Source organism: Allostella sp. (genome assembly GCF_041913585.1).
Lineage (GTDB): Bacteria > Pseudomonadota > Alphaproteobacteria > ATCC43930 > Allostellaceae > Allostella.
The window spans coordinates 16,706-41,194 of the sequence record NZ_JAYSFE010000028.1 but is presented as its reverse complement, the minus strand read 5'-3'; the positions used below and the strand labels follow the sequence as shown (position 1 = coordinate 41,194).

The following is a 24,489-nucleotide window of genomic DNA, read 5'->3' as shown; positions in this document are numbered from 1 at the left end:
GACGGGCCGGGGGACGGGCCGGGAAACGGCTTCGGGACGCGGCATGGGTCGGGGCGGAGCCATACCAGCCACCCGCCCCGCGGCCCATGCCAAGCCCGATCCGGAACCGCAGAAATCACAGTTTCGCCGCAATCCGACCCAGCCGGTGTCGCATTCGGGCATCAGATTGCTATTCGTCGCAGGACACGAACGACCCTTCGGGTTCAGCGACGGTTTCAACGCCTCCTTGGCAGCTTCGATGCTGTCTTCGGGCGGTCGCCGATCCCCCCTCGGCGGCCGCCCATCTTTTTTGTGCGCAATGCCCCGTCTTCGCGCGCGTTTTCAGCATTGTCCGGCAAGTGGCTGGCCGGGGCGCGATTTTGCCATTCGAGGGCCGTGCCAACTCCATTTTGGCGCGATCGATTCCACAATCTTGCCGCATTCTGACCCTGGACCTGTCGCATTGCTGCATCACATTGATGGTGTCGACAGGGCGAGAGCGGCCCGCGACGGTTCTCAAATGCCTCCTTGGCAGCACCACGACCCGCTGCCCCTAGGGCGGTTGCCGGCCCCCCTCGGCAACCGCCCTTTCTTGTTTCGTGCTATCAACCGGGCGCGATGAGCGTCTTTGCAGGGTCGGATCTCGGTTGCGTCCGCGGCGAGCGGCCGGTCTTCCGCCACCTCTCCTTTTCCGTCGAATCCGGTTCGGCCCTGACGCTGACCGGCGCCAACGGTGCCGGCAAGAGCAGCCTCCTGCGCCTGATGGCGGGGCTGCTGCCGGCGGCGGCCGGGCGGCTGACCTGGGACGGCGGCGACGTCGCCGCCGATCCCGAGGCCCATCGCGGGCGCATCGCCTGGATCGGCGCTGGCGACGCGGTGAAGCCCAACCTGACGGTGCTGGAGAACGCGCGCTTCTGGGCCGAGGTCGCCGGCGGCCGCCGCGGCGCCGCGGCCGCGGCCCTCGACCGCTTCGGCCTCGACCGCTTCGGCCTCGCCGGCCTCGCCGACACGCCGGCGCGCTTCCTGTCGCAGGGCCAGCGCCGGCGGCTCGCCCTCTCCCGCCTGCTCGCCGTCCGGCGTCCGGTCTGGCTCCTCGACGAGCCGACGGTCGGCCTCGATGCCGGCGCGGTGGCCGGGTTCGAGGCGGTCCTGGCCGAGCATTGTCGCGACGGCGGCCTCGCGGTGCTCGCGACCCATGTTCCCATCGCCACCCCCGGCGCCCGGGTCCTCGTCCTCCGCCGCACGACGGAGGCGGCGGCGTGCTGACCGCGCTGCGCGCCGTCCTCCTTCGCGACGTGCGGCTCGCCCTCCGCCAGGGCGGCGACGCCGCCGCGGTCGTGTTCTTCTTCGTGCTCGCCGCCAGCCTGTTCCCGTTCGGCGTCGGTCCCGAACCGAACCTCCTGGCGCGCATCGCGTCGGGCGTCATCTGGGTGACGGCGCTGCTCTCGGTGATGCTCGGGCTCGACCGCCTCTTCCTCGCCGACCACGAGGATGGCGGCCTCGAGGTGCTGATGACGACGCCGCTGCCGGCGGCCGGACTGGTCCTCGCCAAGTGCGCCGCCCAGTGGCTGATGTCGGGGCTGCCGCTGATCCTGGCGACGCCGATCCTGGCGGTATTCCTGCAACTGCCGGCCGAGGGCCTGCCGGCGATGCTGGCGGCGCTGGCGCTCGGTACGCCGACGATGGTGCTGGTCGGCGCCATCGGCGCGGCGCTGGTGCTCGGCGCCCGGCGCGGCGGCGTCCTCCTGGCGCTGCTCGTCCTGCCGCTGACCGTGCCGGTCCTGGTCTTCGGTGTCGCAGCCGTCGACGCCGCGGTTGCCGGGCTGCCGGCCCGGCCCCATCTCCTCGTCCTCGGCGCGATGCTGCTGGCGGCGCTGGCGCTCGCCCCCTTCGCCGCCGCCGCCGCCCTGCGGCAGGCGGTGGAGTAGGCAGCGGCAGCCGCCCTCCGGGTCCGGCGGGCGTTGCGTCGCATGACTCGCGGCGGGAGCGGGTGATAGATACGAGCCGGATCGCCATGCATCGCTTCGCCAACCCCGCACGCTTCCAGCGCTTCTCGGCGGCGACCCTGCCGTGGTTCGCCGCCGCCGCCGTGCTGTGCCTCGGGGCCGGCCTCTATTTCGGCCTCTTCCGCTCGCCGGCCGACTACCAGCAGGGCGAGACGGTGCGGATCATGTACGTCCATGTGCCGTCGGCCTGGATGGCGCTCTTCGTCTATGTCGTCGTCGCCGCCGGCAGCGTCTCGGCCCTGGTGTGGAAGCACCCGCTGGGCGAGGTCGTGGCCCGCGCCGCCGCCCCGATCGGCGCCGGTTTCACCCTCGTCTGCCTCGTCACCGGCTCGCTCTGGGGCAAGCCGATGTGGGGGGCATGGTGGGTGTGGGACGCCCGGCTGACCTCGGTGCTCGTCCTCTTCTTCCTCTATCTCGGCTACATGGCCCTGCTCGGCGCCTTCGACGACCCGGTACGCGGCGGCCGCGCCGCCTCGATCCTGGCGATCGTCGGCGCCGTCAACGTGCCGGTCATCAAGTGGTCGGTCGACTGGTGGAACACCCTGCACCAGCCGGCCAGCGTCGCGCGCATGGACGGGCCGTCGATCCATCCCTCGATGCTGCTGCCCCTGCTGCTGATGGCGGCCGGGTTCGGGTTCTATTTCGCCGCCGTGCTCCTCGTGCGGGTGCGCGCCGAACTGGCGGCGCGGCGCATCCGGGCGCTGCGGCTGGCGGCGATGGAGGCCGAGGCGTGACCGAGCGCATCGCCGATTTCCTCGCCATGGGCGGCTACGGCGCCTTCGTCTGGGCCGCCTACGCCGCCGCGGCCGTCGTCCTGGTCGCGATCCTGGTCGCCAGCCTCGTCCGCGCCGGCCGCGAGGAGCGGGCGCTGGCGCGGCTCGCCGGCGGCGGTCGCCGCCGCGCGGCCCGCGCGCAGGGCGCGGCCGACGGCGCCGCCGCGGAGGGCCTGCCGTGACCCGCAAGCGCCGCCGGATGCTGGTGCTGGCCCTCGCCATGGGGCTGCTCGGCAGCGCCACCGCGCTCGTCCTGGTCGCCTTCCAGGACAGCCTCGTCTTCTTCTACAGCCCGAGCGACGTGCTGGCGAAGGGCCCGCCCGGCGACCGCTCCTTCCGCCTCGGCGGTCTGGTCGAACCGGCCAGCGTCGCCCGCTCGGAGGATGGCCGCACCATCCATTTCCGGGTCACCGACGGCGCCAACGCCATTCCCGTCGCCTATCGCGGCGTCCTGCCCGACCTCTTCCGCGAGGGGCAGGGCGTCGTCACCGAGGGGCGGATGCTGGCCGACGGCCGCTTCGAGGCCCGCGAGGTGCTGGCCAAGCACGACGAGACCTACATGCCGCGCGAGGTGGCGGACGCGCTGAAGAAGTCCGGCCACTGGAAGGAAGGCGAGCCGCCGCCCGCCGGCGGCCGTCCGGCGGCCCGCCCCTGAGCCGGACCCCATGATCGCCGAACTCGGACATTTCGCGCTGGCGCTGGCGCTCCTGGTGGCCGTCGTCCAGGGCACCCTGCCGCTCTGGGGCGCCACCAGCGGCGACCGGCGGCTGATGGCGCTGGCCGCTCCCGCCGCCGTCGCCCAGGGCGTCCTCGTCCTCGGCGCCTTCGCCGCGCTCACCCATGCCTTCGTGGTCTCGGACTTCTCGGTGGCGCTGGTCGCCCAGAACAGCCATTCCGCCAAGCCGCTCCTCTACAAGGTCACGGGCGTCTGGGGGAACCACGAGGGCTCGATGCTGCTCTGGGTCCTGATCCTCGCCCTCTTCGGGGCGGCGGTCGGGCTCTTCGGCGGCAACCTGCCGCCGCGCCTGAAGGCGCGGGTGCTGGCCGTGCAGGGGCTGGTCGGCATCGGCTTCCTGCTCTTCCTGCTCGCCACCTCCAACCCGTTCCTGCGCCTCGACCCGGCTCCGGCGGACGGGCGCGATCTCAACCCGCTGCTTCAGGACCCCGGCCTCGCCTTCCATCCGCCGATGCTCTACCTCGGCTATGTCGGGACCTCCGTCGCCTTCTCGTTCGCCGTCGCCGCCCTGATCGAGGGGCGGGTCGACGCGGCCTGGGCGCGTTGGGTCCGGCCGTGGACCCTCGCCGCCTGGTGCGCGCTGACGCTCGGCATCGCGCTCGGCAGCTGGTGGGCCTACTACGAGCTCGGCTGGGGCGGCTGGTGGTTCTGGGACCCGGTCGAGAACGCTTCGTTCATGCCGTGGCTGGTGGCGACGGCGCTGCTGCACTCGGCCATCGTGGTCGAGAAGCGCGATGCGCTGAAGGGCTGGACCATCCTGCTCGCCATCCTCGCCTTCTCGCTCAGCCTCCTCGGCACCTTCCTCGTCCGCTCGGGCGTGCTGACCTCGGTCCACGCCTTCGCCGTCGACCCGGCGCGCGGCGTCTTCATCCTGGCGCTGCTGGTGATCGTCATCGGCGGCTCGCTCGTCCTCTATGCGGTGCGGGCGCCGGCGCTGGCGCCGGGCGGTCTCTTCGCGCCGGTCAGCCGCGAGGGCGCGCTCGTCCTCAACAACCTGCTGCTCGCCACGGCGGCGGCGACGGTCCTGGTCGGCACCCTCTACCCCCTGGTGCTGGAGGCGGTGAGCGGCGCCAAGGTCTCGGTCGGCGCCCCCTATTTCGAGGCGACCTTCGTGCCGCTGATGGTGCCGCTCGTCGTCGCCATGGCGGTCGGGCCGCTGCTCGCCTGGAAGCGCGCCGACCTCGCCGGCGCGATGGCGCGGCTGTGGGTGGCGGCCGCGGCCGGCGTCGCGGCCGCGCTCCTGGCGCTCTGGCTGATGGGCGGTCGGCCGGTGCTGGCGCTCGTCGGCATGGCACTCGCCGCCTGGCTGGTGGTCGGGGCGGGAATCGACATCGCCGAGCGCGTCCGCCTCTTCCGCATCCCGGCCGGCGCCAGCCTGTCGCGGGCCCGCCACCTGCCGCGCGCGGCCTGGGGGGCGGCGGTCGCCCACGCCGGCACCGGCATCCTGGTGGCGGGCGCCGTCGCCGCCTCGGCCTGGAAGAGCGAGCTGGTCGAGATCGTGCCGGTCGGCGGCGAGGCCCGGCTCGGTGCCTACGTCTACCGGCTCGAGCGCGTCGACGCGGTTCCCGGCCCCAACTGGCGGGCCGAGCAGGCGACGGTGACGATCCGCTCCGGCGACCGGGTGATCGCCACCGTGCATCCGGAAAAGCGGTTCTACCCCGTGCAGGCAATGCCGACGACGGAGGCCGCCATCCATACCCGCTGGGTCGTCGACCACTACGTCGTCCTGGGCGATCCGGACGGCAAGGGAGCCTGGACCATGCGCATCTACCACGAGCCGCTCGTGCCGTGGCTCTGGATCGGCGCCGCGATCATGGCCGCGGGCGGCCTGCTGTCGCTGAGCGACCGGCGCCTGCGCGTCGGCGCACCCGCCCGCCGGCGTGCGCCCGCCGCCGCCGCGCGCGCCTGATTCCGCGCGCCCGACCAGCCGGTCCGTCCCATGCGCCGCCTGCTCTACATCGTCCCCGCGCTCCTGTTCGCGCTGGTCGCCGCCTGGCTGCTGGCCGGCCTCGGCCTGGATCCCAAGACCCTGCCGTCGGCGATGATCGACAAGCCGGCGCCGACGTTCGACCTGCCGGCACTGGCCGACGACGGACCGCGCTTCCGGACCGCCGATCTCGGCGGCGAGGTGGCGCTGGTCAACGTCTTCGCCTCCTGGTGCGTGCCGTGCCGGGCCGAGCATCCGCTGCTGATGCGGCTCGCCAGCGAGAAGGGCGTGCCGATCCACGGCATCAACCACAAGGACAAGCCGGCCGACGCCCGGCGCTTCCTGGACCAGCTCGGCAACCCCTACCGCCGCATCGGCGTCGATGCCGACGGCCGCGCCAGCATCGAATGGGGGGTCTATGGCGTGCCCGAGACTTTCGTCGTCGACCGCGCCGGCCGCATCCGCTACCGCCATGTCGGTGCGCTCGGCCCGCAGGATTTCGAGCCGCTGCTGCAGATGATCGAGCGGCTGCGGCGCGGCTGATGCGGGCGCTCCTTGTCCTGCTGCTGCTCGCCGCCTCCGCCTTCGCGGTCGAGCCGGGCGAGCGTCTCGCCGACCCGGCGCTCGAGGCCCGCGCCCGCGCCCTGTCGCAGGAACTGCGCTGCCTCGTCTGCCAGAACCAGTCGATCGACGATTCCAGCGCCCCGCTCGCCCGCGACCTCCGCCTGCTGGTGCGCGAACGGCTGGCGGCCGGCGACGACGATGCCGCCGTCCGCTCCTTCCTCGTCGCCCGCTACGGCGACTTCGTGCTGCTGCGCCCGCCGGTGAAGGCGGCGACGCTGGCCCTGTGGCTGGCGCCGCCGGCGACCCTGGTGCTGGGCGCCGCCGTCGCGGTCCTGGCGCTCCGGCGTCGGCGCCGCCCGGCGGCGGCGGGCCTTTCGGAGGCCGAACGGGCCCGGGTCGCGGCCCTCCTCGCCGACGCCGGGGACGGTTCGCCCGGCGCGGCGCCCGGGCGGGACGGCCGATGACGATGTTCTGGGCGCTGGCTGCCCTGACGGCGGCGGCGGTGGTCGGGCTGCTGGTGCGGCCGCTGCTGCGGGCTGGCGGCGCCGGCGCGGATCGTCTCGCCTACGACCTCGAGGTCTATCGCGACCAGTTGGCGGAGGTCGAGCGGGCGCGGGCCGCGGGCGAGGTCGGCGAGGAGGAGGCGGCGGGCTCCCGGCTGGAGATCGAGCGCCGCATCCTGGCCGCCGCCGACCGCGGCGCGGCCGAGCGGTCGTCCGCCGGCGGCTCCGCTTCCGGCCGGCACGCCGCCGCCGCGATCGCGCTGGCGCTGCTGCTGCCGGCGGGCGCGCTCGTCGTCTACGGCTGGCACGGCGCACCGCGCCAGCCGGGGCAGCCGCTCGCCCAGCGCGGCCTGCCGGCCCCGGACGCCGGCGACCCGCGGGCCCAGGACGAGGCCGTCGCCGCACTGGTCCGCCGGCTCGAGGAGCGCCCGGATGACATCGAGGGCTGGGAGCGGCTGGCCCGTGCGCTGGTCCGGCTGCAACGCTTCGCCGACGCGGCCGAGGCCTACCGCCACCGGCTCGGCCTCGGCGCCGAGCGCCCGGACCTCCACGCCCAGCACGGCGAAGCCCTGACCCTGGCGGCGGGCGGCATCGTCACCCCCGCTGCCCGGGCGGCCTTCGAGCGGGCGGGCGCGGACCCGCGCGCGCTCTATTTCCTGGGCGAGGCGGCGGCGCAGTCGGGCGATCTCGACGCGGCGATCCGGCGCTGGACGGCGCTGGAGGCGGCGTCGGCCGCCGATGCCCCGTGGCGCCCGATGCTGCGGCGCCGCATCGAGGAGGCGGCGCGCGAGCGCGGCGTGCCGGTGCCAGCCCCGGCCACGGGCACGCCGGCGCTGCCGCCCGGCGGCGAGGCGGTCATGCGCCTGTCGCCGGAGGAGCGGGCGCAGGCGATCCGCGGCATGGTCGCCGGCCTCGAGGAGCGGCTCCGGAGCCAGCCCGAGGATCGCGAAGGCTGGCGGCGGCTGGTGCAGGCGCTGCATGTGCTGGGCGAGCCGGCGCGGCTGGCAGCGGCGCTCGAACGGGCGGTCGCGGCCCATCCCGACGACATCGAGCTGCGGCTCGACCTCGCCAACAGCCAGCTCGAACGGGCGGGCGGCGACGACGTGCTGCCGCCGGACTTCGTCGGGACGATGCGCGAGGCGGCGCGCATCGCCCCGGACCATCCCCAGGTGCTGTGGTATCTCGGCCGCATCGCCGCCGACGAGGGTCGGCCGGAGGAGGCGCGGCGGCTCTGGACCCGCCTCCTCGACCGCCTGCCGCCCGCCTCGCCCGCTCGCGCGGCGGTCGAGGCCCGCCGGGCGGCGCTTCCCGAAAAATAATCGAATCGGGCGTGAACCTTTTGGGGGGCTCGGGCGTCTCTACCCATGAGAGCGCGATCCCCCTCCCCAAGAAGTCGCTCTCGACCTCGCTTCCCCGAGCGAAGGGCCCGGCCGATCCCCCCTCCGGCCGGGCCCGTCTTGTTTGGGGCCGTCTTGTCTGGGCCGCTCAGTCCAGCGCCAGCGTCAGGCTCTTGAGGTAGGCGCTCTCGGGCAGCAGCGGGTGGACCGGATGGTCCGGTCCGGCGCCGCCGGTGCGCAGGATGCGGCCGCTGCGGCCGGCATCGGCCAGCCCGCGCGCCACCTGCTCGCCGAACAGCGGCAGGTCGACATTGTGCGAGCAGGACGCGATGAAGAGGTAGCCGCCCGGCGCCGTCACCTGCGCCGACAGCCGCGCCAGCTTGCGATAGCCGCGGGTGCCCGACGCCAGGTCCTTGCGTGACTTGACGAAGGCGGGCGGGTCGACGACCACCACCTCCCAGCGCTCACCGTCGCGTCCCCGCGCCTCCAGGTCGGCGAAGACCTCGGCGCGCTTGAAGGAGCAGGTCTCGCCGACCCCGCTGAGACGCGCCGCCTCGGCCCCGGCGGCCAGCGCCGCCTCCGAGCGGTCGATCGCGAGCACGCTCCTGGCCCCGCCCAGCGCCGCCGCCACGGCGAAGCCGCCGCCGTAGCTGTAGCAGTCGAGCACCCGCTGGTCGCGCGCCAGCCGGGCGACCCAGGCGCGATTGTCGCGCTGGTCGAAGAACCAGCCGGTCTTCTGGCCGCCCAGCACGTCGACCGGGAAGCGGCCGCCATTCTCCTCGATCTCGACCGGGCCGGTGACCTCGCCGAGCGCGACCTCGACGCCGATCGGCAGCCCTTCCTGGGTGCGGGCCGGGCTGTCGCCGCGCAGGACGACGGCGGCGGGCGACACCAGCGCCTGCAGCCCCTGCAGCACCGACGGCCACAGCAGCGCCATCCCGGCCGTGTTGACCTGCACCGCCAGGACGTCGCCGTAGCGGTCGACGATCAGCCCCGGCAGCCCGTCCGCCTCGGCATGGACGAGGCGGTAGAAGGGACGGGGATAGAGCCGCTCGCGGATGTCGAGCGCCCGGCGCAGGCGGCGGCGGACGAACTCGTCGTGGATGTGGCTGCCGGCCTCGCGCGTCAGCACCCGCGCCGCGATCAGCGTGTGCGGGTTGAAGGTGGCCGCCGCGATCTGGGTACCATCGGCGGTGACCACGGTGACGAGGGTGCCGGGCGGCAGCGCCTTGGCGGCCGCATCCATCTGGATCTCGTTGGAGTAGATCCAGGGGTGGCCGTGGCGGGCGCGCTTTTCGTGGCCGGGCAGGAGGGTGATCCGCGGCCGCGTCTTGGGTTGGTCTTGCATGGCGGCGCAGCATAGGGATGCGCCGGGCGGAGGCAAGTGCGGCTCAGCCCGCTTCCCAGGCGGCGAGGATGCGCCGGCGCATCGCCGCGTCCGGCAGCGGGCCGCGCCCGGCGGCGGCATTGTCGGCCATGTGCGCCGGGCGGCTGGTCCCGGGGATGACGCAGGTCACCGCCGGATGGCCGAGGACGAACTTCAGCAGCAGCTGCGCCCAGCTCGTGCAGCCGAGTTCGGCCGCGACGCCCGGCAGCGGCCGATCCCGGAGGCCACGCAGCAGCCCGCCGCCGCCGAAGGGCTGGTTGACCAGGACGGCGATGCCGCGCTCGGCCGCCAGCGGCAGGATGCGCCGCTCGACCGCCCGGTCGTCGAGCGCGTAGTTGATCTGGACGAAGTCGAGCGCCTCGGCCCGCATCACCGCCTCCAAGGCGTCGTGGGCGGACTCCGTGTAGTGGGTGACGCCGAGATGCCCGATCCGGCCTTCCGCCTTCCAGTCCCGCAGCGTCGCCAGATGGGTCCGCCAGTCGAGGAGATTGTGGACCTGCATCAGTTCGATGCGCTCGCGCTGCAGCAACGTCAGCGACCGGCGCATCTGGTCGATCCCGGCCTCCCGGCCCGTGGTCCAAACCTTGGTCGCCACGAAGGCCCGGGCATGTCCGTCGATGCCGGTCAGGAGGTCGCCCACCGCCTCCTCGGAGCGGCCGTACATGGGCGAGCTGTCGATCACCGACCCGCCGGCGGCGAAGAGCGTCCGCAGCACCTGGGCGAGCGGTTCCCGGCCGGGGCCGGGCGCGACGTCGAAGGTGCGCCAGGTGCCGCAGCCGACGACCGGCAGGGTGCGGCCGGTGGACGGGATGGTCCGCTTCAGCATCGGTTCCGCCGCCACGGCGCCGGCCGTCCGCGCCGCCACCGCGCCGGCGGCGAGGCGCAGGAAGGCCGCGCGGGAGAGATCGGGCGGCGGCATTCCGGCATCCGTCCGGTCAGGCGCCGGCCAGCTGCAGGGCCCGCGCCTTGAACGCCTCGGGATAGGGCACCGCCTTGCGCGCCCTGGTGTCGAAGCACACCGAGACGGCCTCGCTGGTGGCGATGCAGCGCCCGTCCTGGAAGAGGCCCTGGACGAGGCGGCAGGACGAACGGCCGAACCCCAGGATGCGGGTGCCGATGCGCACCTTGCCCGGGAAATGGGCCTCGGCCAGGAACTCGATCGTCACCTTGGCCAGCGACAGGCCGAGCACCGGGTTCTCCTGCTGCAGGTTGCCGGCGCGCTCGAAGGCCACCCGCCCGCCTTCGCAGAACTGGGCGATGGCGACGTTGTTGACATGGCCGTTGGTGTCCATGTCGCCGTAGCGCAGGATTTCCTCCCGCCACAGCCGGAACATCGCGGGGTTGGTGGGGTCGAGGGTGCCCACCCCGACGGTCGCCGCCGTCACTTGGCCGGCTGCGCCTGGTCGGCGAGGGCGTAGCCGCGCGAGCGCATGCAGGAATAGACCTCGTCGTCCTGGCGGCCGGTGGTGCGCGCGTCGGAGATCTCGCGCCGCGTCAGCATCGAACCCGACCGCCGGTAGTCGTCGCCGCGGGTCGACATGATGTCGCTCTCGATGCGGGCGTCGCGCTCGACCGCCGGCTGGGCGAGGCGGACGCACTCGCGATAGTCGGCGCGCATCTGCGCCTCGTCGGTGCCGGGCTTGACCCAGCTCTGGCCGGCGCAGCCGGCCAGGACGAGGCCGAGCGCGGCCAGGGCGGAAAGCGTCGGAAGCGGGCGTCGCATGGCAGCCTCGGTCGGCAAGGGGATTCGGGCGATGGCGCCAGTCTATCACGCCGGCGGCGGTTGGCGCGCGGCGTCGGCCCGCCCGCGCTCGGTCCCCTCGCACTCGGCCCGTTCGCGCTCCGCCAGCCGCTCGAGGAGGGCGAGCCGGTCCGGCGCGTCGAGGCGCGGCCAGGCCGAGATCTCGGCGATGGTCCGCCGGCAGCCCTGGCAGAAGCCGGTGTCGGGGTCGAGCCGGCAGATGCCGACGCAGGGCGACGGGATGTCCCAGGCACGCATCGCCGGCACCATAGCGCCTCAGGGGCGCAGGTCCATGTCGAGATGGACGTAGTCGCCGCGATAGGTCACCTCGGCCAGATAGATGACGGTTCCGGCGGGGTCGCTCAGGACGCGCCGGACCTCCGCGATCGGCTCGTTGACCGGAATTCCGAGCAGGCCGGCGATCGCCGGGTCGGCCTTCGAGATCTCCAGCGTCTGCCGAGCGCGGGCGACGACGAGGCCCGGGAGGGCCACCAGCACCGGCAGGATGACCTCGGTGCGGAACCGCTCGGGCGCGCGGCGGAAAACGCGCTCGTCGATGTAGATGGTGATGACGCAGTAGCGCTCGCCGCCGCGGGAATGCACCCGGCGCATGTGGAAATAGCCGGGGGCGGCCGTGCCGTCGCGCTCGGTCAGCGTCGGGGCGGCCTGCGACTCGGCGATGGTCAGCAGTTCCGGCACGTCGCCGCGATACATCTCGACCAGGTCGTCGAGCGTCGTCTCGACCTTGAGCCGCCGCTGGCCGCCACCCGAGGCGGTGACGAAGGTGCCGCGGCCGCGCTGCGGCGACACCAGCCCGTCGCGGGCGAGCAGCGCCATCGCCTGGCGCACCGTCACCCGGGCGACCTGGAACTCCGCCATCAGCTCCTCGATCGACGGCAGCATTGCGCCCTCGACCCAGGGCGCGCGGCCGATCCGGCGCCGCAGCACCTCGGCGAGCTGCAGGTAGAGGGGGATCGGGCTGGTGCCGAACAGGGGATGCGGGGTCGCGCTACGGGCTTGTGTCAAACGTCCCAACCTGAGTACGTTTCCGCCAACAGGCGAAGGTTCGCACTATAGAACGAATGGGAGGTGGAAGTGGGGGACGCGTGCGGCGCGCGGCGCTGATCCTGTCGCCCTGGCTGGCGATCGTCGCCACCTGGTATGCGGTGCATCACAGCGGGCTCATCAACCCGGCGCTGGTGCCGGCCCCGCACGCGGTCGCGGCCCGCTTCGCCGAACTGGCGCAGGGCCGGCTGCCGCTCGACGTCCTGATGTCGACGCGCCGGGTGCTGACCGGGGTGGCGCTCGGCATCGCGCTGGCGGTGCCGGCGGGCTTCCTGCTCGGCTGGTACCGGCACGTCCGCACCTTCGTCGACCCCTTGGTCAACTTCTTCCGCGCCCTGCCGCCGATCGCGCTGATCCCGCTCGTCATCGTCTATTTCGGCGTCGACGAACTGGCCAAGACCGTCATCCTCTTCTATGCGGCCTTCTTCGCCGGCGTCATCGTCATGTACGAGGGCATCGCCCAGATCAGCCCGATCTATCTCCGCGTCGCCCGCACGCTGGGCGCCAGCGATGCCGAGATCTTCCTCAAGGTCGTGGTGCCGATGACGGTGCCGCACATGCTGACCGCGCTGCGCGTCGCCCTCGGGGTCGCCTGGGCGACGCTGGTGGCGTCGGAGCTGATCGCCGCCCAGCAGGGGCTGGGTGCCCTCATCCAGGACGCTGCCTCCTTCTTCCAGCTCGACATCATCTATGTCGGCATCATCTCGATCGGCTTCATCGCGCTCGCCATGGACCTGGCGCTGCGGGCGCTGGCGCGGCGGCTGCTCGCCTGGCAGGAGCGGCTGGCATGACGGCGCGGATCGTCTTCGAGAACGTCTCGGTCGCCTTCGGGCCGCCGGACCGGCAACTCCGCGTCGTCGACGACGTCAGCTACGCCATCCATGACGGCGAGTTCGTCTCCGTCATCGGTCCCTCCGGCTGCGGCAAGACGACGATGCTGAACATGGTCGCGGGCTTCATGCAGCCGACCGCCGGCCGCGTGCTCCTCGACGGCAGGCCGGTCGCCGGGCCGGGGCCGGACCGCGGCGTCATCTTCCAGGAATACGGCGTCTTCCCCTGGCTGACGGTGCGCCAGAACATCGAATTCGGCCTGAAGCTCCGCGCCAACCGCCGCGGCGCCGCCGAGCGGGCGGAGATCAGCCGCCGCTACATGCGGCTGATGGGGCTGGAGGAGTTCGCCGACGCCTGGCCCCGGATGCTCTCGGGCGGCATGCGCCAGCGCCTGGCGCTCGCCCGCGCCTATGCCGTCTCGCCGCAGTTCCTCCTGATGGACGAGCCTTTCGGCGCGCTCGACGCCCAGACCCGAAGCGCCATGCAGAACCTGCTCCTCGAGGTGCTGCGGGCCGAGGGCAAGACGGTGATGCTGATCACCCATTCCGTCGAGGAGGCGCTCTACCTGTCGTCGCGCATCGTCGTCATGACCGCGCGGCCGACCCGCATCCGCGAGATCGTCGAGGTCCCGTTCGGCTATCCGCGGGCGGAGGCGCTGCACGAGCAGCCGGAATTCGGCCGGCTGCGCTCCCACCTGCGCGACCTCGTCATGCAGGAATATGCCGCCCAGGCGCGCCAGCGTTTCGCGGTCACCGACTGAACGATCGACCAAGGGAGGAACCAGAACCATGCAAACCACGCGCCGCCGGCTGCTCGCCGGCACCGCCGCCACGGCCGGCCTCGCCGTCCTCGGCATGCCCGCCATCGCCCAGTCGCGGACCAAGGTCCGCATCGGCTACCTGCACACGCTGGCGGTCGACGGCCAGATGTGGCTCGCCCAGCATCTCGACGCCTGGGGGAAGAACGGCCTCGAGCCCGAGTTCAAGCAGTTCACCACCGGCCTCGAGCTCTTCCAGGCGATGGTCGGCGGCAGCCTCGACATGCTGACGACGGGTGCGGTCATCTCCAACTTCCCGGCCCGCGGCCAGGGCCGGATGTTCATGGCCAACGCCGTCGAGTTCGCCACCGCCCAGCTCTGGGTGCGCGAGGACCAGGGGATCAAGGGCTTCGCCGACCTCAAGGGCAAGCGCATCGCGACGACGACCGGCACCACGGCCCACGTCTTCCTCGACACCGCGCTCCGCGCCAACGGCATCGGCCGCGGCGACGTCGAGATCCTGAACCAGCGCATGTCGGAGGCGGTGACCTCCTTCATCGCCGGCGCGGTGCCGGCCGTGGCCCTGTGGGTGCCGTTCAACGTGACGGTGCGCGACAAGGTGCCGGGGGCGAAGAAGCTGGTCGACGCCTCGGCCTACTATCCCCAGGCGGCGATCGTCTCCGGCTGGGCGGCCGGCAACGACTACCACGCGAAGAACCGCGAGGTGCTGGCCCGCGTCGTCCGCGCCTGGGCGGCCGGCAACGACATGCTGGTCCAGCGCACCGACGAGGCGCTCGACGTGCTGCAGAAGAAGCACTACCAGCAGGTGCCGCTCGCCGACCTCAAGGAGCAGTTCGGCGCCCAGAAGGCGTTTCCGACGGCGGAGTGGAAGAAGCTCTTCGCCGACGGCACGGTGACGAAGTGGCTGCAGCAGGTGACGGACTTCTATGTCGCCGCCGCCAACATCCCGAACGCGGTGCCGGCGGCGCAGTATTTCGACCCGAAGATCTTCATCGAAACGGTCCAGGGCTGAGCGCTTGGCGTCTGCGGTCTACGACTACGTCGTCGTCGGCGCCGGTTCGGCGGGGTCGGTCCTCGCCAACCGGCTGTCGGCCGACCCGACGGTCCGGGTGCTGCTGCTGGAGGCGGGCGGCCCCGACCGCAACTTCTGGGTCCGGCTGCCGGTCGGCTATTTCCGCACGATCTACGACGAGCGCTTTGCGCGCCTCTTCGAGACGGAGCCGTCCGAGGGCACGGGCGGCCGCGCCATCGTCTGGCCGCGCGGCCGCATCCTCGGCGGCTCGAGCTCGATCAACGGCCTCATCTTCATCCGCGGCCAGCACGAGGATTTCGACGACTGGGCGAAGGCGGGGGCCGCCGGCTGGAGCTACCGCGAGGTGCTGCCCTTCTTCCGGCGCCTCGAATGCTGGCGGGGTGCCCCGGACCAGTATCGCGGCGCCCATGGCGAACTGTCGGTGTCGGAGCTGCGCAACGACCACCCCGCCTGCCGCGCCTGGGTCGAGGCGGCGCAGCGCACCGGCCTGCCCTACAACCCGGACTTCAACGGCGAGACCACCTACGGCGTCGGCGCCTACCAGCTCAGCATCCGCGACGGCTGGCGGGCGAGCGCGTCGGCCGCCTTCCTGGCGCCCGTCCGCAGGCGCCCGAACCTGACCATCGCGACGGGGGCGCTCGCGTCCCGGGTGCGGTTCGAGGGCGGGGTCGCGACCGGGGTCGAATGGCTGGAAGGCCGGGCCGTCCGCAGCGCGCGGGCCGAGCGCGAGGTGATCCTCGCGGCCGGTGCCATCCAGTCGCCCCAGATCCTCCAGCTCTCCGGCATCGGGCCGGCCGACCTCCTGCGCCGGCACGGCATTCCGGTCGTCTGCGACCTGCCGGGGGTCGGCGCCAACCTCCAGGACCACTACCAGGCGCGCACCATCGTGCGCCTGCGCCGGCCGATCTCGCTCAACGACCAGGTGCGCAGCCCGATCGGCCTCGCGGCCATGGGACTGCGATGGCTGCTGAAGAATTCCGGGCCGCTGACCGTGGGGGCGGGGCAGGTCGGCGGCGCCGCCTGCACCCCCTTCGCCGAGGGCGGGCGGCCGGATGTGCAGTTCAACGTCATGCCGTTGTCGGTCGACCGGCCGGGGACGCCGCTGCACCGCTATTCCGGCTTCACCGCCTCGGTCTGGCAGTGCCACCCGCGCTCGCGCGGCAGCCTCGCCATCCGCTCGGCGGACCCGCGCGAGCAGCCGCGCATCGCCCCCGGCTATTTCTCCGACCCGCACGACCGCAAGGTCATCGTCGCCGGCGTCCGCATGCTGCGCGAGATCTATGCCCAGCCGCCCTTCCGCGACCTGTGGGACGAGGAGGTGATGCCGGGTCCGGCGGCGGCGACCGACGACGAGATCTTCGAGTTCGTTCGGACCACCGGCGGCACGGTCTTCCACTGCGTCGGCACCTGCCGCATGGGCGAGGATGCCGGCGCCGTCGTCGATCCCGCCCTCCGGGTCCGGGGCGTCGAGCGGCTGCGCGTCATCGACGCCTCGGTCATGCCGACGGTGACCTCGGCCAACACCAACGCCGCCTCGCTGATGATCGGCGAGCGGGGGGCGGCGCTCGTGCTCGAAGCGGCGGGCGCGCGGGGGGCGACTGCGCCCGCCGCGTGACGGCACGGGGCTTGCGTCGGTGGAGCGGGCGCGATCCAGTCCGGTCGCCCCGCCGTCCCTCGTTGCAGGAGCCCGTCATGAGGACCTTCTCCGCCATCTTCGCGGCCGCCGCGGCGCTGCTGCCGGCCGCCGCCTTCGCCCATGCCGGCGCCGATCATGGCGGCGGGTTCGCCGGCGGCTTCCTCCACCCGGCGGGCGGGCTCGACCATGTCCTGGCGATGGTGATGGTGGGCGTGCTGGCCTGGCAGATCGGCGGCCGTGCCCGCTGGCTGGTGCCGGCCGCCTTCGTCGCGGTGATGGCGCTGGGCGGCCTCGCCGGTGCGGCCGGGGTCGCACTGCCGCTGGTCGAGGCGGGGATCGCGCTCTCGGTCGTGGCGCTCGGGCTCGCGATCGCAACCGGCGCGCGCTGGCCGGTCGCGGCCGCGATGGGCATGGCCGGGCTCTTCGCCGTCTTCCACGGCCATGCCCACGGCGCCGAGATGCCGGCGGGCACCGGTGCGGCCGCCTATGCCGCGGGCTTCCTGGCGGCGACCGCGCTGCTCCACGGTGCCGGTCTCGCGCTCGGCGCGCTCGTCGGCCGCGCCGGCATGGCGGCCGTGCGCGGCGCCGGGGCCGCGGCCGCGCTGGCGGGCGTCGCGATCCTGGCCGGGGTGCTCTGAGCGTCAGTCGCCGACGGCGGCCCCGTCGCGCCTGGGGTCGGCGGCGCCGACCCAGCCCGACGGCGTGCGGGCGATGCCGGCGAGGCCGCTCTGCGTCACCGCGGTCTTCGCCTCGTGCCCCATGGATCGGAGTGCCTCGGTGAGGCCGGCGGCGGGGCTGTCCTGCTCCAGTTCGCTCGGCCCGTTGGCGTTGTGCCAGTGCGGCTGCGCCAGCGCCGTCGCCAGGTCCTGCTTCCAGGCCAGCACGCCGAGCCCGGCCTGGGCGATGTAGCTCGGAATCCGGGCGCCGCCGGCGGCGCCGATCGCCAGCACCGGACGGTCGTCGGCATCGAAGACGATGGTCGGCGCCATCGAGGTGTAGGGGCGCTTGCCGGCCGCCATGCGGTTGACGGCGGGCCTGCCGTCGCGCTCGGCCTGCGAGGCGAAGTTGGTGAGTGCGTTGTTGAGGAAGAACCCGCCGACCGCGATGCCCGACCCGAAATAGAGGTTGATCGTCGTCGTCATCGAGACGATGCGCCCGTCGCCGTCGACGATCGCGAGATGGCTGGTCGCGGCCTCGCTCCACGGCTCGGAGGGGGCGATGTCGGCGCGCCGGCCGGGCGGGTCGCCGGCCGCGGCCCGGCCCATGCTGGCCTCGGCGCGGATCAGCCGGGCCCGGGCCGCAAGGTAGCCGCCGTCGACCAGCCCCGCGGTCGGCACCGCTTCGAAGTCGGGATCGCCGACATGGAGGAAGCGGTCGGCATAGGCAAGCCGGCTCGCCTCCAGGAAGAGGTGCGCCGCCGCGGCGCCGTCGGGGGCGAGGCCGGCGATGCCGAGCCCGCCGGTCATGGCGAGGATCTGGAGGGCGACGATGCCGCCATAGGAGGGCGGCGGCATGGTGCAGAGGCGGTGGCCGAGCGCCGCCCGGCACAGGGGCTCGCGCTCGCGCGGGCGGTAGGCGCCGAGGTCGGCCTCGGCGAGGAAGCCCGGCACGGCATCGGCCGCGACCGCGGCGACGATCGCCCGGGCGAGGTCGCCGCGATAGAGCGCGTCGGGCCCCTCGGCGGCGAGGCGGCGCAGGGTCTCGGCCTGGGCGGCGTTGCGCACGCGGGCGCCGACCGGCTTCGGCTGCCCGTCCTCCTCGAGCCACTCCGCCCGCAGCGCCGGGTCGGCGACGCGCCTGCCCTGGACCGTCAGCGCATGGTGCAGGTAGGCCGGCAGCGGGAATCCCTCCTCGGCAGCCCGGATCGCCGGCTGGAAGAGGTCGGCCCAGGGCAGCCGGCCCTCGCGTCCGTGCAGGTCGGCCAGCATGGCGACGGCGCCGGGCACCCCGACCGAGCGGCCCGAGAAGCGGACGCGGTCGATCGGCAGGTGGCTGCCGTCCGCGTCGACGGTCAGGCTCTCGGTCGCCCGGGCGGGCTGCGCCGCGACGCCGTCGAAGGCGCGCACCCGCCGGGTGGCGGGGTCCCACAGCAGCAGGAAGGCGCCGCCGCCGATGCCGGACGCGTGCGGCTCGACGACCGAGAGCGTCATCTGCACCGCGACCGCGGCGTCGACGGCGTTGCCGCCCGCATCGAGGATGCTCTTGCCGGCGGCCGACGCCAGCGGATGGGCGGAGGCGACGACCCGGTTCTCCGCTGCCGCCGACAGCGGCACGAGGAGGGCGAAGGCGAGGGCGGCGATGCGGCGGACGGACATGGCGGCTGCTCCGGCTGCGGGGCGACGCCCTTCCTGCACCCGCGGGCCCGCGTCGGGCAAGCGCCTACGGCTTCAGCTTGTAGCCCGCGCGGAAGAGGCGGTGGCAGGCGAGCCACAGGAGGGCGTCGGCGGCCAGGACGACGGCGTAGCCGACCGCACGGCTGCCGTCGGCATGGCCGATGAAGCCCGCCCGGAAGCCGTCGATCAGGTAGAAGAAGGGATTGAGATGGGCGACGAAGGCCCATTCCGGCGGCAGCCGCTCCACCGAATAGAAGGTGCCGGAGAGGAAGGCGAGCGGGGTCACGACGAAGTTGGTGACGGCGGCGATATGGTCGAATTTCTCCGACCACAGGCCGGCCAGGATGCCGACGAGCGCCAGCATCAGCGATCCGGCCACGGCGTGGAACAGGATGGCCGCCGGGTCGGCGACCGGCAGGCGGACGAAGAGCGCGATCGCCAGCCCGACGACGAGGCCGACGACGAGCCCCCGGGTCATGCCGCCCAGCGCGAAGCCGGCTGTCAGCACCGCCGGCGACAAGGGCGGCATCAGCAGGTCGACGACATTGCCCTGGACCTTGGCGTTGACCAGCGACGACGAACTGTTGGCGAAGCCGTTCTGGACGATCGCCATCATGACGAGGCCGGGGGCGAGGAACTGGACGTAGGGCACGCCGCCGACGGTCCGGTCCGCCCCGCCCAGCGCCAGCGTGAAGACGGCGAGGAAGAGGAGCGTCGTGACGAGCGGCGCCAGCACCGTCTGCACCGCGACCTTGAAGAACCGGGTCACCTCCTTGCGGTAGAGCGACCACAGCCCCTGCCGGTTCTGGCCGGCATAGGGGCGCCAGCGGCCCGGTTCGGCGACCGGGGTCATTGCGCCGGCCCCCGGTCCTGCCCGAGGGCCGGCGGCGGGGCGGCATCGGGGCGGCGCAGCCCGGGCTCGCCGACCACCACCTGGTGCGGGAACGGGATCTCGATGCCGGCCTGGTCGAAGGCCAGCTTCATGCGGCGGTTGAACTCGCGCGAGACCGACCATTGCTTGCCGGGCGGCGTGCGGATGCGGGCGCGGACGACGATGGCGCTGTCGGCGAAGCGCTCGACGCCCAGCATCTCGAGCGGGGCCGAGATCATGACGGCGAAGGCGGGGTCGGCGCGCATCTCCTCCTCGATCCGGCGCAGCACGTCCATCGCGAGCGCGAGGTCGGTCGAGTAGGCGACGTTGGCGTCGATCACCGCGAAGCTGAAGTCGCGGGTCATGTTCTTGACCGAGGTCACGTTGGAGAAGGGCACGGTATGGACCGAGCCCGTGAGGTCGCGCAACCGCATGGTGCGGATGCTGAGGCCCTCGACGACGCCGCTGCGCCCGTCGACCTCGACCACGTCGCCGATGTTGATCGTGCCCTCGATCAGGATGAAGAGGCCGGTGATGACGTCCTTGACCAGCGCGTTGGCGCCGAAGGCGACGGCGATGCCGATGATCGAGGCACCGGCCAGGAGCGGCGCGATGTTGACCCCGATCTCGGAGAGGGCGACCAGGACGAAGATGGTCGCCAGGACGACCATGGCGACGTTGCGGATCAGCGGCAGGAAGGTGCGCAGCCGGACCGCGCTGCCCGCCGTCGGCGCCTGCCGCGACAGGCGCTGCAGCGAACGCTCGATGATGCGGTCGACGACCTCCCAGACGAAGAGCGCCAGCAGCCCGACGACGACGATGGAGACGAGGCCGCCGGTCAGCCGCTGGCCGAAGGAGGAGGAGAGCCAGTCGAGCGAGCGCAGGCCCCAGGCCTGGAGCAGCAGGATGACGACGACGAGCGCGATGGCGGTCGAGGCGACGATGCCGACGATCGCGATGTAGCGGTTGGCGCGCAGTTCGATGTTGGGGAACTCGCGCGCCAGCGCCGGGGCGACGGCGAAGACGCGCCGCAGCAGGCGCCGCGTCCCGGCCTGGGCGAGCGCGCCCGCGGCGATGACGACGACCGACAGGGCCGACGCCCGGAGCACGAAGGCGAAGCCGCTCGGGATCTGCAGGAGCCAGACGATCGCCAGCATCGCCACATAGACGAGCGCCACCAGGTGCCAGGTCTCCGCCAGCCACGCGCAGAAGGCGGTGGCGACCCGGGGCTGGGGTGGGCCGCCGTCCGAGCGGCTGCGCAGCCAGTCCGAGACCGCGACCCGGTTCTGCAGGACGAAGACGGTGGCGAGGCCGGCCAGCACGAGGCCGAGCACGCGCTCGACGAGCTGGTAGATCGAGACCGGCAGGCCGACCAGGAAGGCGATGTCGAGCACCGCGAAGCCGTAGATGCCGAGCCCGACGAAGCGGCGGACCCAGATCATCACGTAGTTGGCGGTCTCGTCGCCGAGCGGCAGCAGCCGGAGACCGGGCGCGTCGGGCATCAGGGCGGCGCGGGCGAGCGCGACGACGATGCCGGCGAGCGCCACCGCCCGCACCACCGTGAGGCTGACGAAGCGGGCCGCGAAGTCGGGCGGCAGCAGGGCCAGCGTGCCGTAGGCGATGCCGACGAAGGCCGCGACCGGCAGCAGTTCGAGGAAGGCGCGCAGCAAGAGGAACGGCAGCCGCCGCACCCGGCCCACGGCCTGCCGGCGGGCGATCGCCTGGCGCGGTCGGCGCAGCGCCCACCAGGTGACGAGCTCGACCAGGACCGCCGCGCCGAAGACGATGGCGAGTTCCGTCAGGATCCCGAGCCAGCGGGTGCGGCTTTCGGCATCGTCGAACTGGTCGACCAGCCAGTCGGCGAGTCCCGGGATGTTGGCGGCCAGGATGCCGGCGTCGACGATGGCGCGGACGACCGCGTCGGCCGCCCGCGCCACCTGCGCGAGCACGGCCTCGCCGGTCGACGGGTCGTCGCGCACCACGGGCCGGTCGGCCGCCGGGGTGCGCCCGGCCTGGGACAGGAGGCGCAGCTGGCGGATCAGTTCCTCGCGCCGGGCAGGGTCCTCGAGCAGCTTCGCCAGCCGTTCGGCCTCGGCGGCCTCGGCGGCATCGGCCTGCGTCGGGGCGGCGCCGGCCTTGCCGCCGGACGCCAGCAGCGACGGTGGGACCTGGGCGAGGGACGGGACCGCGGCGGCGGCGAGGATCAGCGCGACGAGGGCGAGCAGCAGCCGACGGAAGACGGGCGGCGGGACCGCGAGGGGAACCGGCATCGGGACTCCATGGCGGGGGCGGCCCCGGTCAGTCGAGCGGCGACCAGGGCGTCATGGTGAGGACGAGGAAGAGCGCGAAGGCGACCAGGATCAGGCCCGAGGCGCGCGACACCCAGACGAGATGGATCTCGCGCACCAGGTGGCGCACGCCCCCGGCGATGCCGCAGAGCAGGAACCACCAGGCGAGCGAGCCGGCGAAGACCCCGGCGACCAGCATGCCGGCCCGGCCCCAGGTCGCCTCTTCGCCGGAGAGCCCGGCGGCGGCGAACACGCCCGCGAAGGCGAGGATGGTGATCGGGTTGGTGACCGTCAGGATGAAGGTCGAGGCGAAGGCGCCGAAGAGGTTCTCGCCGCTGATCGGTGCCGGCGTCACGTCGCGGGCGCCGATCAGTGCCCGGCCGCCGATGAAGAGCAGGAAGGCGGCGCCGACCGCCTTCAGCCAGCCCTGGTGGCCGATCAGGAAGTCGGAGATCACCGTCAGGCCGAAGGCCGCGACGATGCCGAAGAGGGAGTCGGCGACGGCCGCGCCCAGCCCCGAGACGAAGCCGTAGAACGGCCCCTCGAAGATCGTGCGCCGGACACAGAGCACGCCGACCGGCCCGACCGGGGCGGCGATGATGACCCCGGCGATGACGCCCTTGATGAAGAACAGGCTGAGGAGGGACAGGGGCAGCTCCCGGTTGCTGGGCCGCCTCCTCCCGGTTGGCCGCCGCTGGATCGCACGGGCGCCGCCGCCCGCGGTGCGGCGGCAGCGCACCTACCCCATAGAGGCGGCGGCGGCGGAACGCAACGTCCGGGATAGCCGCATCCCGGCCCCGGCCCCGCCGTTGACGGCGGCGCGCGGCGGTCGATAGCTTGCCGCAGCCGGCTCGAACGCGGAGGAAACATGTTCGCCCTGAGGCACGCATCGTCCGGTCTTCTCGCCTTCCTGGCCGTTCTCGTGACGGCGACCGTGGCGCGCGGCGAGGCGGTCAGCGTCGCCGCGCTGCGCCTGTCCTCGTCCGGGCCGCTGTTCATCGCCCAGGATCGGGGCCATTTTGCGGCAGAGGGGCTGGAGGTCTCGTTCAAGTTCTTCACCGCCGCCCAGCCGGTGGCGGTCGCGGTGACCACCGGCGACGCCGATTTCGGCGTCACCGGGCTGACCGCGGGCTTCTACAACCTCGCCGGCAAGGGCGCCCTCAAGATCGTGGCGGCGCAGTCGTCGGACGTGCCGGGTTTCCATCTCAGCGCCTATCTGGCGACCTCGAGGGCCGTCGAGGCCGGGCTCCGGACCCTGGCGGACTTCCCCGGCCGCAGCCTCGGCATCACCCAGACGGGCTCCACCTTCCACTACATGATCGGGCTGCTGGCCCGGAAGGAAGGGTTCGACCTCGCCCGGGTGCGCCTGGTTCCCCTGCAGTCGATCCCCAACATGGTCTCCGCCTTCAAGGGCGGGCAGGTCGACGCCGTGATCCTGCCGTCCAGCGTGGCGCTGCCGATGATCGCCTCGGGCGAGGGGACGCTGCTCGGCTGGGTCGGCGACGTCACCCCGTGGCAGCTCGGCGCCCTCTTCACCTCCGGCCGGGCCGCCGCCGACCGGCGGCCGCTCGTCGCCCGCTTCGTGCGCGCCTACGCCCGGGGCGCGGCCGAGTACCATGGCGCCTTCAACCGCCGCGACGCCGCGGGGCGGGCGGAGCGCGGCCCCGACTACGATGCCCTGATGGCGATCCTGGAGAAATACACCCAGCAGCCGGCCGCGCGCCTCGCCACCGGGCTTCCCTACGTCGATCCCGCCGGCCGCCTCGACGTCGGCGACGTCCACGCCCAGGTGCGCTGGTGGCAGGCGCAGAAGATGGTCGATGCGGGCGTCGACGCCGCCGCCATCCTCGATCTCGGCTTCGTCGACGGGCATCGCAACGTGCCGCGCTGACCGGGTCGCCGGGCGGGTCGGCGATGGAACTCCTGGTCGAGGGCGTCGGCCACGCCTACGGCGACCTGCCGGTGCTGGAGGGGATCGAACTCGCGGTCCGCGACGGCGAGATCCTGTCGCTCATCGGGCCCTCCGGCTCCGGCAAATCGACGCTGCTCGGCATCATGGGCGGCCTCCTGCGGCCGACCGCCGGCCGGGTCCTGACCCGGGGTGCCGCCCCCGCCGGCTGCCTCAACCCGCTTACCTACGTCTTCCAGGACTTCGCCCTGCTGCCGTGGCGGACGGTGGCGGCCAATGTCGGCCTAGCGCTGGAGCACCACCGGCTGCCGGCGGGCGAGCGGCGGGCGCGGATCGAAGACGCGCTCCAGCGCATGGGACTGGCCGAGTTCCGCTCCGCCTTCCCGCGCCAGCTCTCCGGCGGGATGCGCCAGCGCGTCGGCATCGCGCGGGCGCTCGTGGTGCGGCCCGCGGTGCTGCTGCTGGACGAACCCCTGTCGGCGCTCGATGCCCAGACCCGCGACCTCCTCGTCGAGGAGTTCCTCGCCGCCTGGCGACGGCAGCGCACGACCGCCGTCCACGTCACCCACAATCTCGGCGAGGCGCTGCGCTTGGCCGACCGGGTGGCGGTGCTGTCGCGCCGGCCGGGCCGTCTCCGCGAAATCCTGGCGGTCGACGTGCCGCGCGACGAGCGCGGGCGGCCGGACCGCGCGGCCCGCCTGGCCGAGCTTTCCGAGCATCTCTGGTCGCTGCTCCGCGACGAGGCGCGTGCTGCCGATCGCGAACTGGCGGGCGCGCGGTAATGGGCGCGTT

26 protein-coding genes are annotated in these 24,489 nt (G+C 73.5%); 16 read left to right on the top strand and 10 right to left on the bottom strand.

The window, feature by feature from the left end; translation table 11 throughout:
* The first annotated feature begins 597 nt into the window (after positions 1-597).
* The 9 genes from ccmA (at position 598) to ccmI (ending at position 7,807) form a co-directional block, all read left to right on the top strand.
* Positions 598-1,245: a heme ABC exporter ATP-binding protein CcmA gene (ccmA, locus tag ACE3Q3_RS07745; RefSeq protein ID WP_374444208.1), complete on the top strand. Its 648-nt coding sequence runs from the start codon at positions 598-600 to the stop codon at positions 1,243-1,245.
* Complete coding sequence (ccmB, locus tag ACE3Q3_RS07740; RefSeq protein WP_374444210.1) at positions 1,242-1,907, top strand: heme exporter protein CcmB; 666 nt, start codon at positions 1,242-1,244, stop codon at positions 1,905-1,907. The genes ccmA and ccmB overlap by 4 nt, the downstream gene beginning before the upstream one ends.
* An 86-nt stretch (positions 1,908-1,993) precedes the next feature.
* Positions 1,994-2,719 (top strand): heme ABC transporter permease, encoded by a 726-nt coding sequence (locus ACE3Q3_RS07735; RefSeq protein ID WP_374444205.1) that lies wholly within the window; start codon positions 1,994-1,996, stop codon positions 2,717-2,719.
* Positions 2,716-2,940 carry a heme exporter protein CcmD gene (gene ccmD, locus ACE3Q3_RS07730; protein ID WP_374444203.1) on the top strand — a complete coding sequence of 75 codons (225 nt, stop codon included), beginning with the start codon at positions 2,716-2,718 and terminating at the stop codon, positions 2,938-2,940. Before ACE3Q3_RS07735 ends, ccmD begins: the two co-directional genes overlap by 4 nt.
* Positions 2,937-3,413 carry a cytochrome c maturation protein CcmE gene (ccmE, locus tag ACE3Q3_RS07725; RefSeq protein ID WP_374444201.1) on the top strand — a complete coding sequence of 159 codons (477 nt, stop codon included), beginning with the start codon at positions 2,937-2,939 and terminating at the stop codon, positions 3,411-3,413. The genes ccmD and ccmE overlap by 4 nt, the downstream gene beginning before the upstream one ends.
* 10 nt (positions 3,414-3,423) lie before the next feature.
* A complete protein-coding gene (locus ACE3Q3_RS07720) occupies positions 3,424-5,403 on the top strand; it encodes a heme lyase CcmF/NrfE family subunit (RefSeq protein WP_374444199.1) in 1,980 nt (659 codons plus the stop codon).
* Between the two features lie 30 nt (positions 5,404-5,433).
* The gene (locus ACE3Q3_RS07715; protein ID WP_374444197.1) at positions 5,434-5,964 is read left to right on the top strand and encodes a DsbE family thiol:disulfide interchange protein; all 531 of its coding nucleotides are present in this window, start codon (positions 5,434-5,436) and stop codon (positions 5,962-5,964) included.
* Complete coding sequence (locus ACE3Q3_RS07710) at positions 5,964-6,449, top strand: cytochrome c-type biogenesis protein (protein ID WP_374444195.1); 486 nt, start codon at positions 5,964-5,966, stop codon at positions 6,447-6,449. The genes ACE3Q3_RS07715 and ACE3Q3_RS07710 overlap by 1 nt, the downstream gene beginning before the upstream one ends.
* A complete protein-coding gene (gene ccmI, locus ACE3Q3_RS07705; RefSeq protein ID WP_374444193.1) occupies positions 6,446-7,807 on the top strand; it encodes a c-type cytochrome biogenesis protein CcmI in 1,362 nt (453 codons plus the stop codon). The genes ACE3Q3_RS07710 and ccmI overlap by 4 nt, the downstream gene beginning before the upstream one ends.
* Positions 7,808-7,973: 166 nt before the next feature.
* Here ccmI and ACE3Q3_RS07700 read toward each other — a convergent pair whose 3' ends face one another.
* Genes ACE3Q3_RS07700 through ACE3Q3_RS07675 form a run of 6 tightly spaced genes read right to left on the bottom strand, consistent with a single transcriptional unit; the run spans position 7,974 to position 11,979 of the window.
* Entirely contained in the window at positions 7,974-9,173 is a 1,200-nt protein-coding gene (locus ACE3Q3_RS07700) for a class I SAM-dependent rRNA methyltransferase (RefSeq protein ID WP_374444191.1), read from the bottom strand.
* 43 nt (positions 9,174-9,216) lie between these two features.
* Positions 9,217-10,131, bottom strand: coding sequence for an aldo/keto reductase (locus ACE3Q3_RS07695; RefSeq protein ID WP_374444189.1), 915 nt, complete (start codon positions 10,129-10,131; stop codon positions 9,217-9,219).
* Positions 10,132-10,147: 16 nt separating this feature from the next.
* Positions 10,148-10,597 carry an acyl-CoA thioesterase gene (locus ACE3Q3_RS07690; RefSeq protein WP_374444187.1) on the bottom strand — a complete coding sequence of 150 codons (450 nt, stop codon included), beginning with the start codon at positions 10,595-10,597 and terminating at the stop codon, positions 10,148-10,150.
* A complete protein-coding gene (locus ACE3Q3_RS07685; protein ID WP_374444185.1) occupies positions 10,594-10,935 on the bottom strand; it encodes a hypothetical protein in 342 nt (113 codons plus the stop codon). Before ACE3Q3_RS07685 ends, ACE3Q3_RS07690 begins: the two co-directional genes overlap by 4 nt.
* A 45-nt stretch (positions 10,936-10,980) precedes the next feature.
* Positions 10,981-11,211: a DUF1289 domain-containing protein gene (locus ACE3Q3_RS07680; protein WP_374444183.1), complete on the bottom strand. Its 231-nt coding sequence runs from the start codon at positions 11,209-11,211 to the stop codon at positions 10,981-10,983.
* Between the two features lie 18 nt (positions 11,212-11,229).
* Positions 11,230-11,979: a GntR family transcriptional regulator gene (locus ACE3Q3_RS07675; protein ID WP_374444181.1), complete on the bottom strand. Its 750-nt coding sequence runs from the start codon at positions 11,977-11,979 to the stop codon at positions 11,230-11,232.
* Between the two features lie 80 nt (positions 11,980-12,059).
* Between ACE3Q3_RS07675 and ACE3Q3_RS07670 the strand changes: the two genes are divergently transcribed.
* From ACE3Q3_RS07670 to ACE3Q3_RS07650, 5 genes are all read left to right on the top strand, one after another.
* Positions 12,060-12,809, top strand: a complete 750-nt coding sequence (locus ACE3Q3_RS07670) for an ABC transporter permease (protein ID WP_374444179.1) — start codon at positions 12,060-12,062, stop codon at positions 12,807-12,809.
* Positions 12,806-13,609, top strand: a complete 804-nt coding sequence (locus ACE3Q3_RS07665) for an ABC transporter ATP-binding protein (RefSeq protein WP_374444177.1) — start codon at positions 12,806-12,808, stop codon at positions 13,607-13,609. Before ACE3Q3_RS07670 ends, ACE3Q3_RS07665 begins: the two co-directional genes overlap by 4 nt.
* Before the next feature lie 28 nt (positions 13,610-13,637).
* Positions 13,638-14,639: an ABC transporter substrate-binding protein gene (locus ACE3Q3_RS07660; protein ID WP_374444174.1), complete on the top strand. Its 1,002-nt coding sequence runs from the start codon at positions 13,638-13,640 to the stop codon at positions 14,637-14,639.
* Between the two features lie 4 nt (positions 14,640-14,643).
* Complete coding sequence (locus ACE3Q3_RS07655; RefSeq protein ID WP_374444172.1) at positions 14,644-16,275, top strand: GMC family oxidoreductase; 1,632 nt, start codon at positions 14,644-14,646, stop codon at positions 16,273-16,275.
* Between the two features lie 77 nt (positions 16,276-16,352).
* Positions 16,353-16,934 carry a HupE/UreJ family protein gene (locus ACE3Q3_RS07650; protein WP_374444169.1) on the top strand — a complete coding sequence of 194 codons (582 nt, stop codon included), beginning with the start codon at positions 16,353-16,355 and terminating at the stop codon, positions 16,932-16,934.
* A gap of 3 nt (positions 16,935-16,937) precedes the next feature.
* Here ACE3Q3_RS07650 and ACE3Q3_RS07645 read toward each other — a convergent pair whose 3' ends face one another.
* From ACE3Q3_RS07645 to ACE3Q3_RS07630, 4 genes are all read right to left on the bottom strand, one after another.
* Entirely contained in the window at positions 16,938-18,611 is a 1,674-nt protein-coding gene (locus tag ACE3Q3_RS07645) for a gamma-glutamyltransferase family protein (RefSeq protein ID WP_374444167.1), read from the bottom strand.
* Positions 18,612-18,675: 64 nt separating this feature from the next.
* Complete coding sequence (locus ACE3Q3_RS07640) at positions 18,676-19,482, bottom strand: ABC transporter permease (RefSeq protein ID WP_374444165.1); 807 nt, start codon at positions 19,480-19,482, stop codon at positions 18,676-18,678.
* Positions 19,479-21,770: a mechanosensitive ion channel domain-containing protein gene (locus tag ACE3Q3_RS07635; RefSeq protein ID WP_374444162.1), complete on the bottom strand. Its 2,292-nt coding sequence runs from the start codon at positions 21,768-21,770 to the stop codon at positions 19,479-19,481. Before ACE3Q3_RS07635 ends, ACE3Q3_RS07640 begins: the two co-directional genes overlap by 4 nt.
* A gap of 28 nt (positions 21,771-21,798) precedes the next feature.
* A complete protein-coding gene (locus tag ACE3Q3_RS07630; protein ID WP_374444156.1) occupies positions 21,799-22,527 on the bottom strand; it encodes a LysE family translocator in 729 nt (242 codons plus the stop codon).
* Between the two features lie 129 nt (positions 22,528-22,656).
* Here ACE3Q3_RS07630 and ACE3Q3_RS07625 point away from each other — a divergent pair, with 129 nt between their 5' ends.
* Together ACE3Q3_RS07625 and ACE3Q3_RS07620 are read left to right on the top strand one after the other, a co-directional pair.
* Positions 22,657-23,679 carry an ABC transporter substrate-binding protein gene (locus tag ACE3Q3_RS07625; RefSeq protein ID WP_374444154.1) on the top strand — a complete coding sequence of 341 codons (1,023 nt, stop codon included), beginning with the start codon at positions 22,657-22,659 and terminating at the stop codon, positions 23,677-23,679.
* Between the two features lie 23 nt (positions 23,680-23,702).
* Positions 23,703-24,479: an ABC transporter ATP-binding protein gene (locus tag ACE3Q3_RS07620; RefSeq protein ID WP_374444152.1), complete on the top strand. Its 777-nt coding sequence runs from the start codon at positions 23,703-23,705 to the stop codon at positions 24,477-24,479.
* The last annotated feature ends 10 nt before the right edge of the window (positions 24,480-24,489 follow it).

Bases quoted from the DNA above. Each gene is read 5' to 3' on its own strand.
- ccmA (WP_374444208.1), top strand. From the start codon at position 598: ATGAGCGTCTTTGCAGGGTCGGATCTCGGTTGCGTCCGCGGCGAGCGG.
- ACE3Q3_RS07735 (WP_374444205.1), top strand. From the start codon at position 1,994: ATGCATCGCTTCGCCAACCCCGCACGCTTCCAGCGCTTCTCGGCGGCG.
- ACE3Q3_RS07720 (WP_374444199.1), top strand. From the start codon at position 3,424: ATGATCGCCGAACTCGGACATTTCGCGCTGGCGCTGGCGCTCCTGGTG.
- ACE3Q3_RS07715 (WP_374444197.1), top strand. From the start codon at position 5,434: ATGCGCCGCCTGCTCTACATCGTCCCCGCGCTCCTGTTCGCGCTGGTC.
- ACE3Q3_RS07710 (WP_374444195.1), top strand. From the start codon at position 5,964: ATGCGGGCGCTCCTTGTCCTGCTGCTGCTCGCCGCCTCCGCCTTCGCG.
- ccmI (WP_374444193.1), top strand. From the start codon at position 6,446: ATGACGATGTTCTGGGCGCTGGCTGCCCTGACGGCGGCGGCGGTGGTC.
- ACE3Q3_RS07700 (WP_374444191.1), bottom strand. From the start codon at position 9,173: ATGCAAGACCAACCCAAGACGCGGCCGCGGATCACCCTCCTGCCCGGC.
- ACE3Q3_RS07695 (WP_374444189.1), bottom strand. From the start codon at position 10,131: ATGCCGCCGCCCGATCTCTCCCGCGCGGCCTTCCTGCGCCTCGCCGCC.
- ACE3Q3_RS07685 (WP_374444185.1), bottom strand. From the start codon at position 10,935: ATGCGACGCCCGCTTCCGACGCTTTCCGCCCTGGCCGCGCTCGGCCTC.
- ACE3Q3_RS07680 (WP_374444183.1), bottom strand. From the start codon at position 11,211: ATGCGTGCCTGGGACATCCCGTCGCCCTGCGTCGGCATCTGCCGGCTC.
- ACE3Q3_RS07665 (WP_374444177.1), top strand. From the start codon at position 12,806: ATGACGGCGCGGATCGTCTTCGAGAACGTCTCGGTCGCCTTCGGGCCG.
- ACE3Q3_RS07660 (WP_374444174.1), top strand. From the start codon at position 13,638: ATGCAAACCACGCGCCGCCGGCTGCTCGCCGGCACCGCCGCCACGGCC.
- ACE3Q3_RS07650 (WP_374444169.1), top strand. From the start codon at position 16,353: ATGAGGACCTTCTCCGCCATCTTCGCGGCCGCCGCGGCGCTGCTGCCG.
- ACE3Q3_RS07645 (WP_374444167.1), bottom strand. From the start codon at position 18,611: ATGTCCGTCCGCCGCATCGCCGCCCTCGCCTTCGCCCTCCTCGTGCCG.
- ACE3Q3_RS07640 (WP_374444165.1), bottom strand. From the start codon at position 19,482: ATGACCCCGGTCGCCGAACCGGGCCGCTGGCGCCCCTATGCCGGCCAG.
- ACE3Q3_RS07635 (WP_374444162.1), bottom strand. From the start codon at position 21,770: ATGCCGGTTCCCCTCGCGGTCCCGCCGCCCGTCTTCCGTCGGCTGCTG.
- ACE3Q3_RS07625 (WP_374444154.1), top strand. From the start codon at position 22,657: ATGTTCGCCCTGAGGCACGCATCGTCCGGTCTTCTCGCCTTCCTGGCC.
- ACE3Q3_RS07620 (WP_374444152.1), top strand. From the start codon at position 23,703: ATGGAACTCCTGGTCGAGGGCGTCGGCCACGCCTACGGCGACCTGCCG.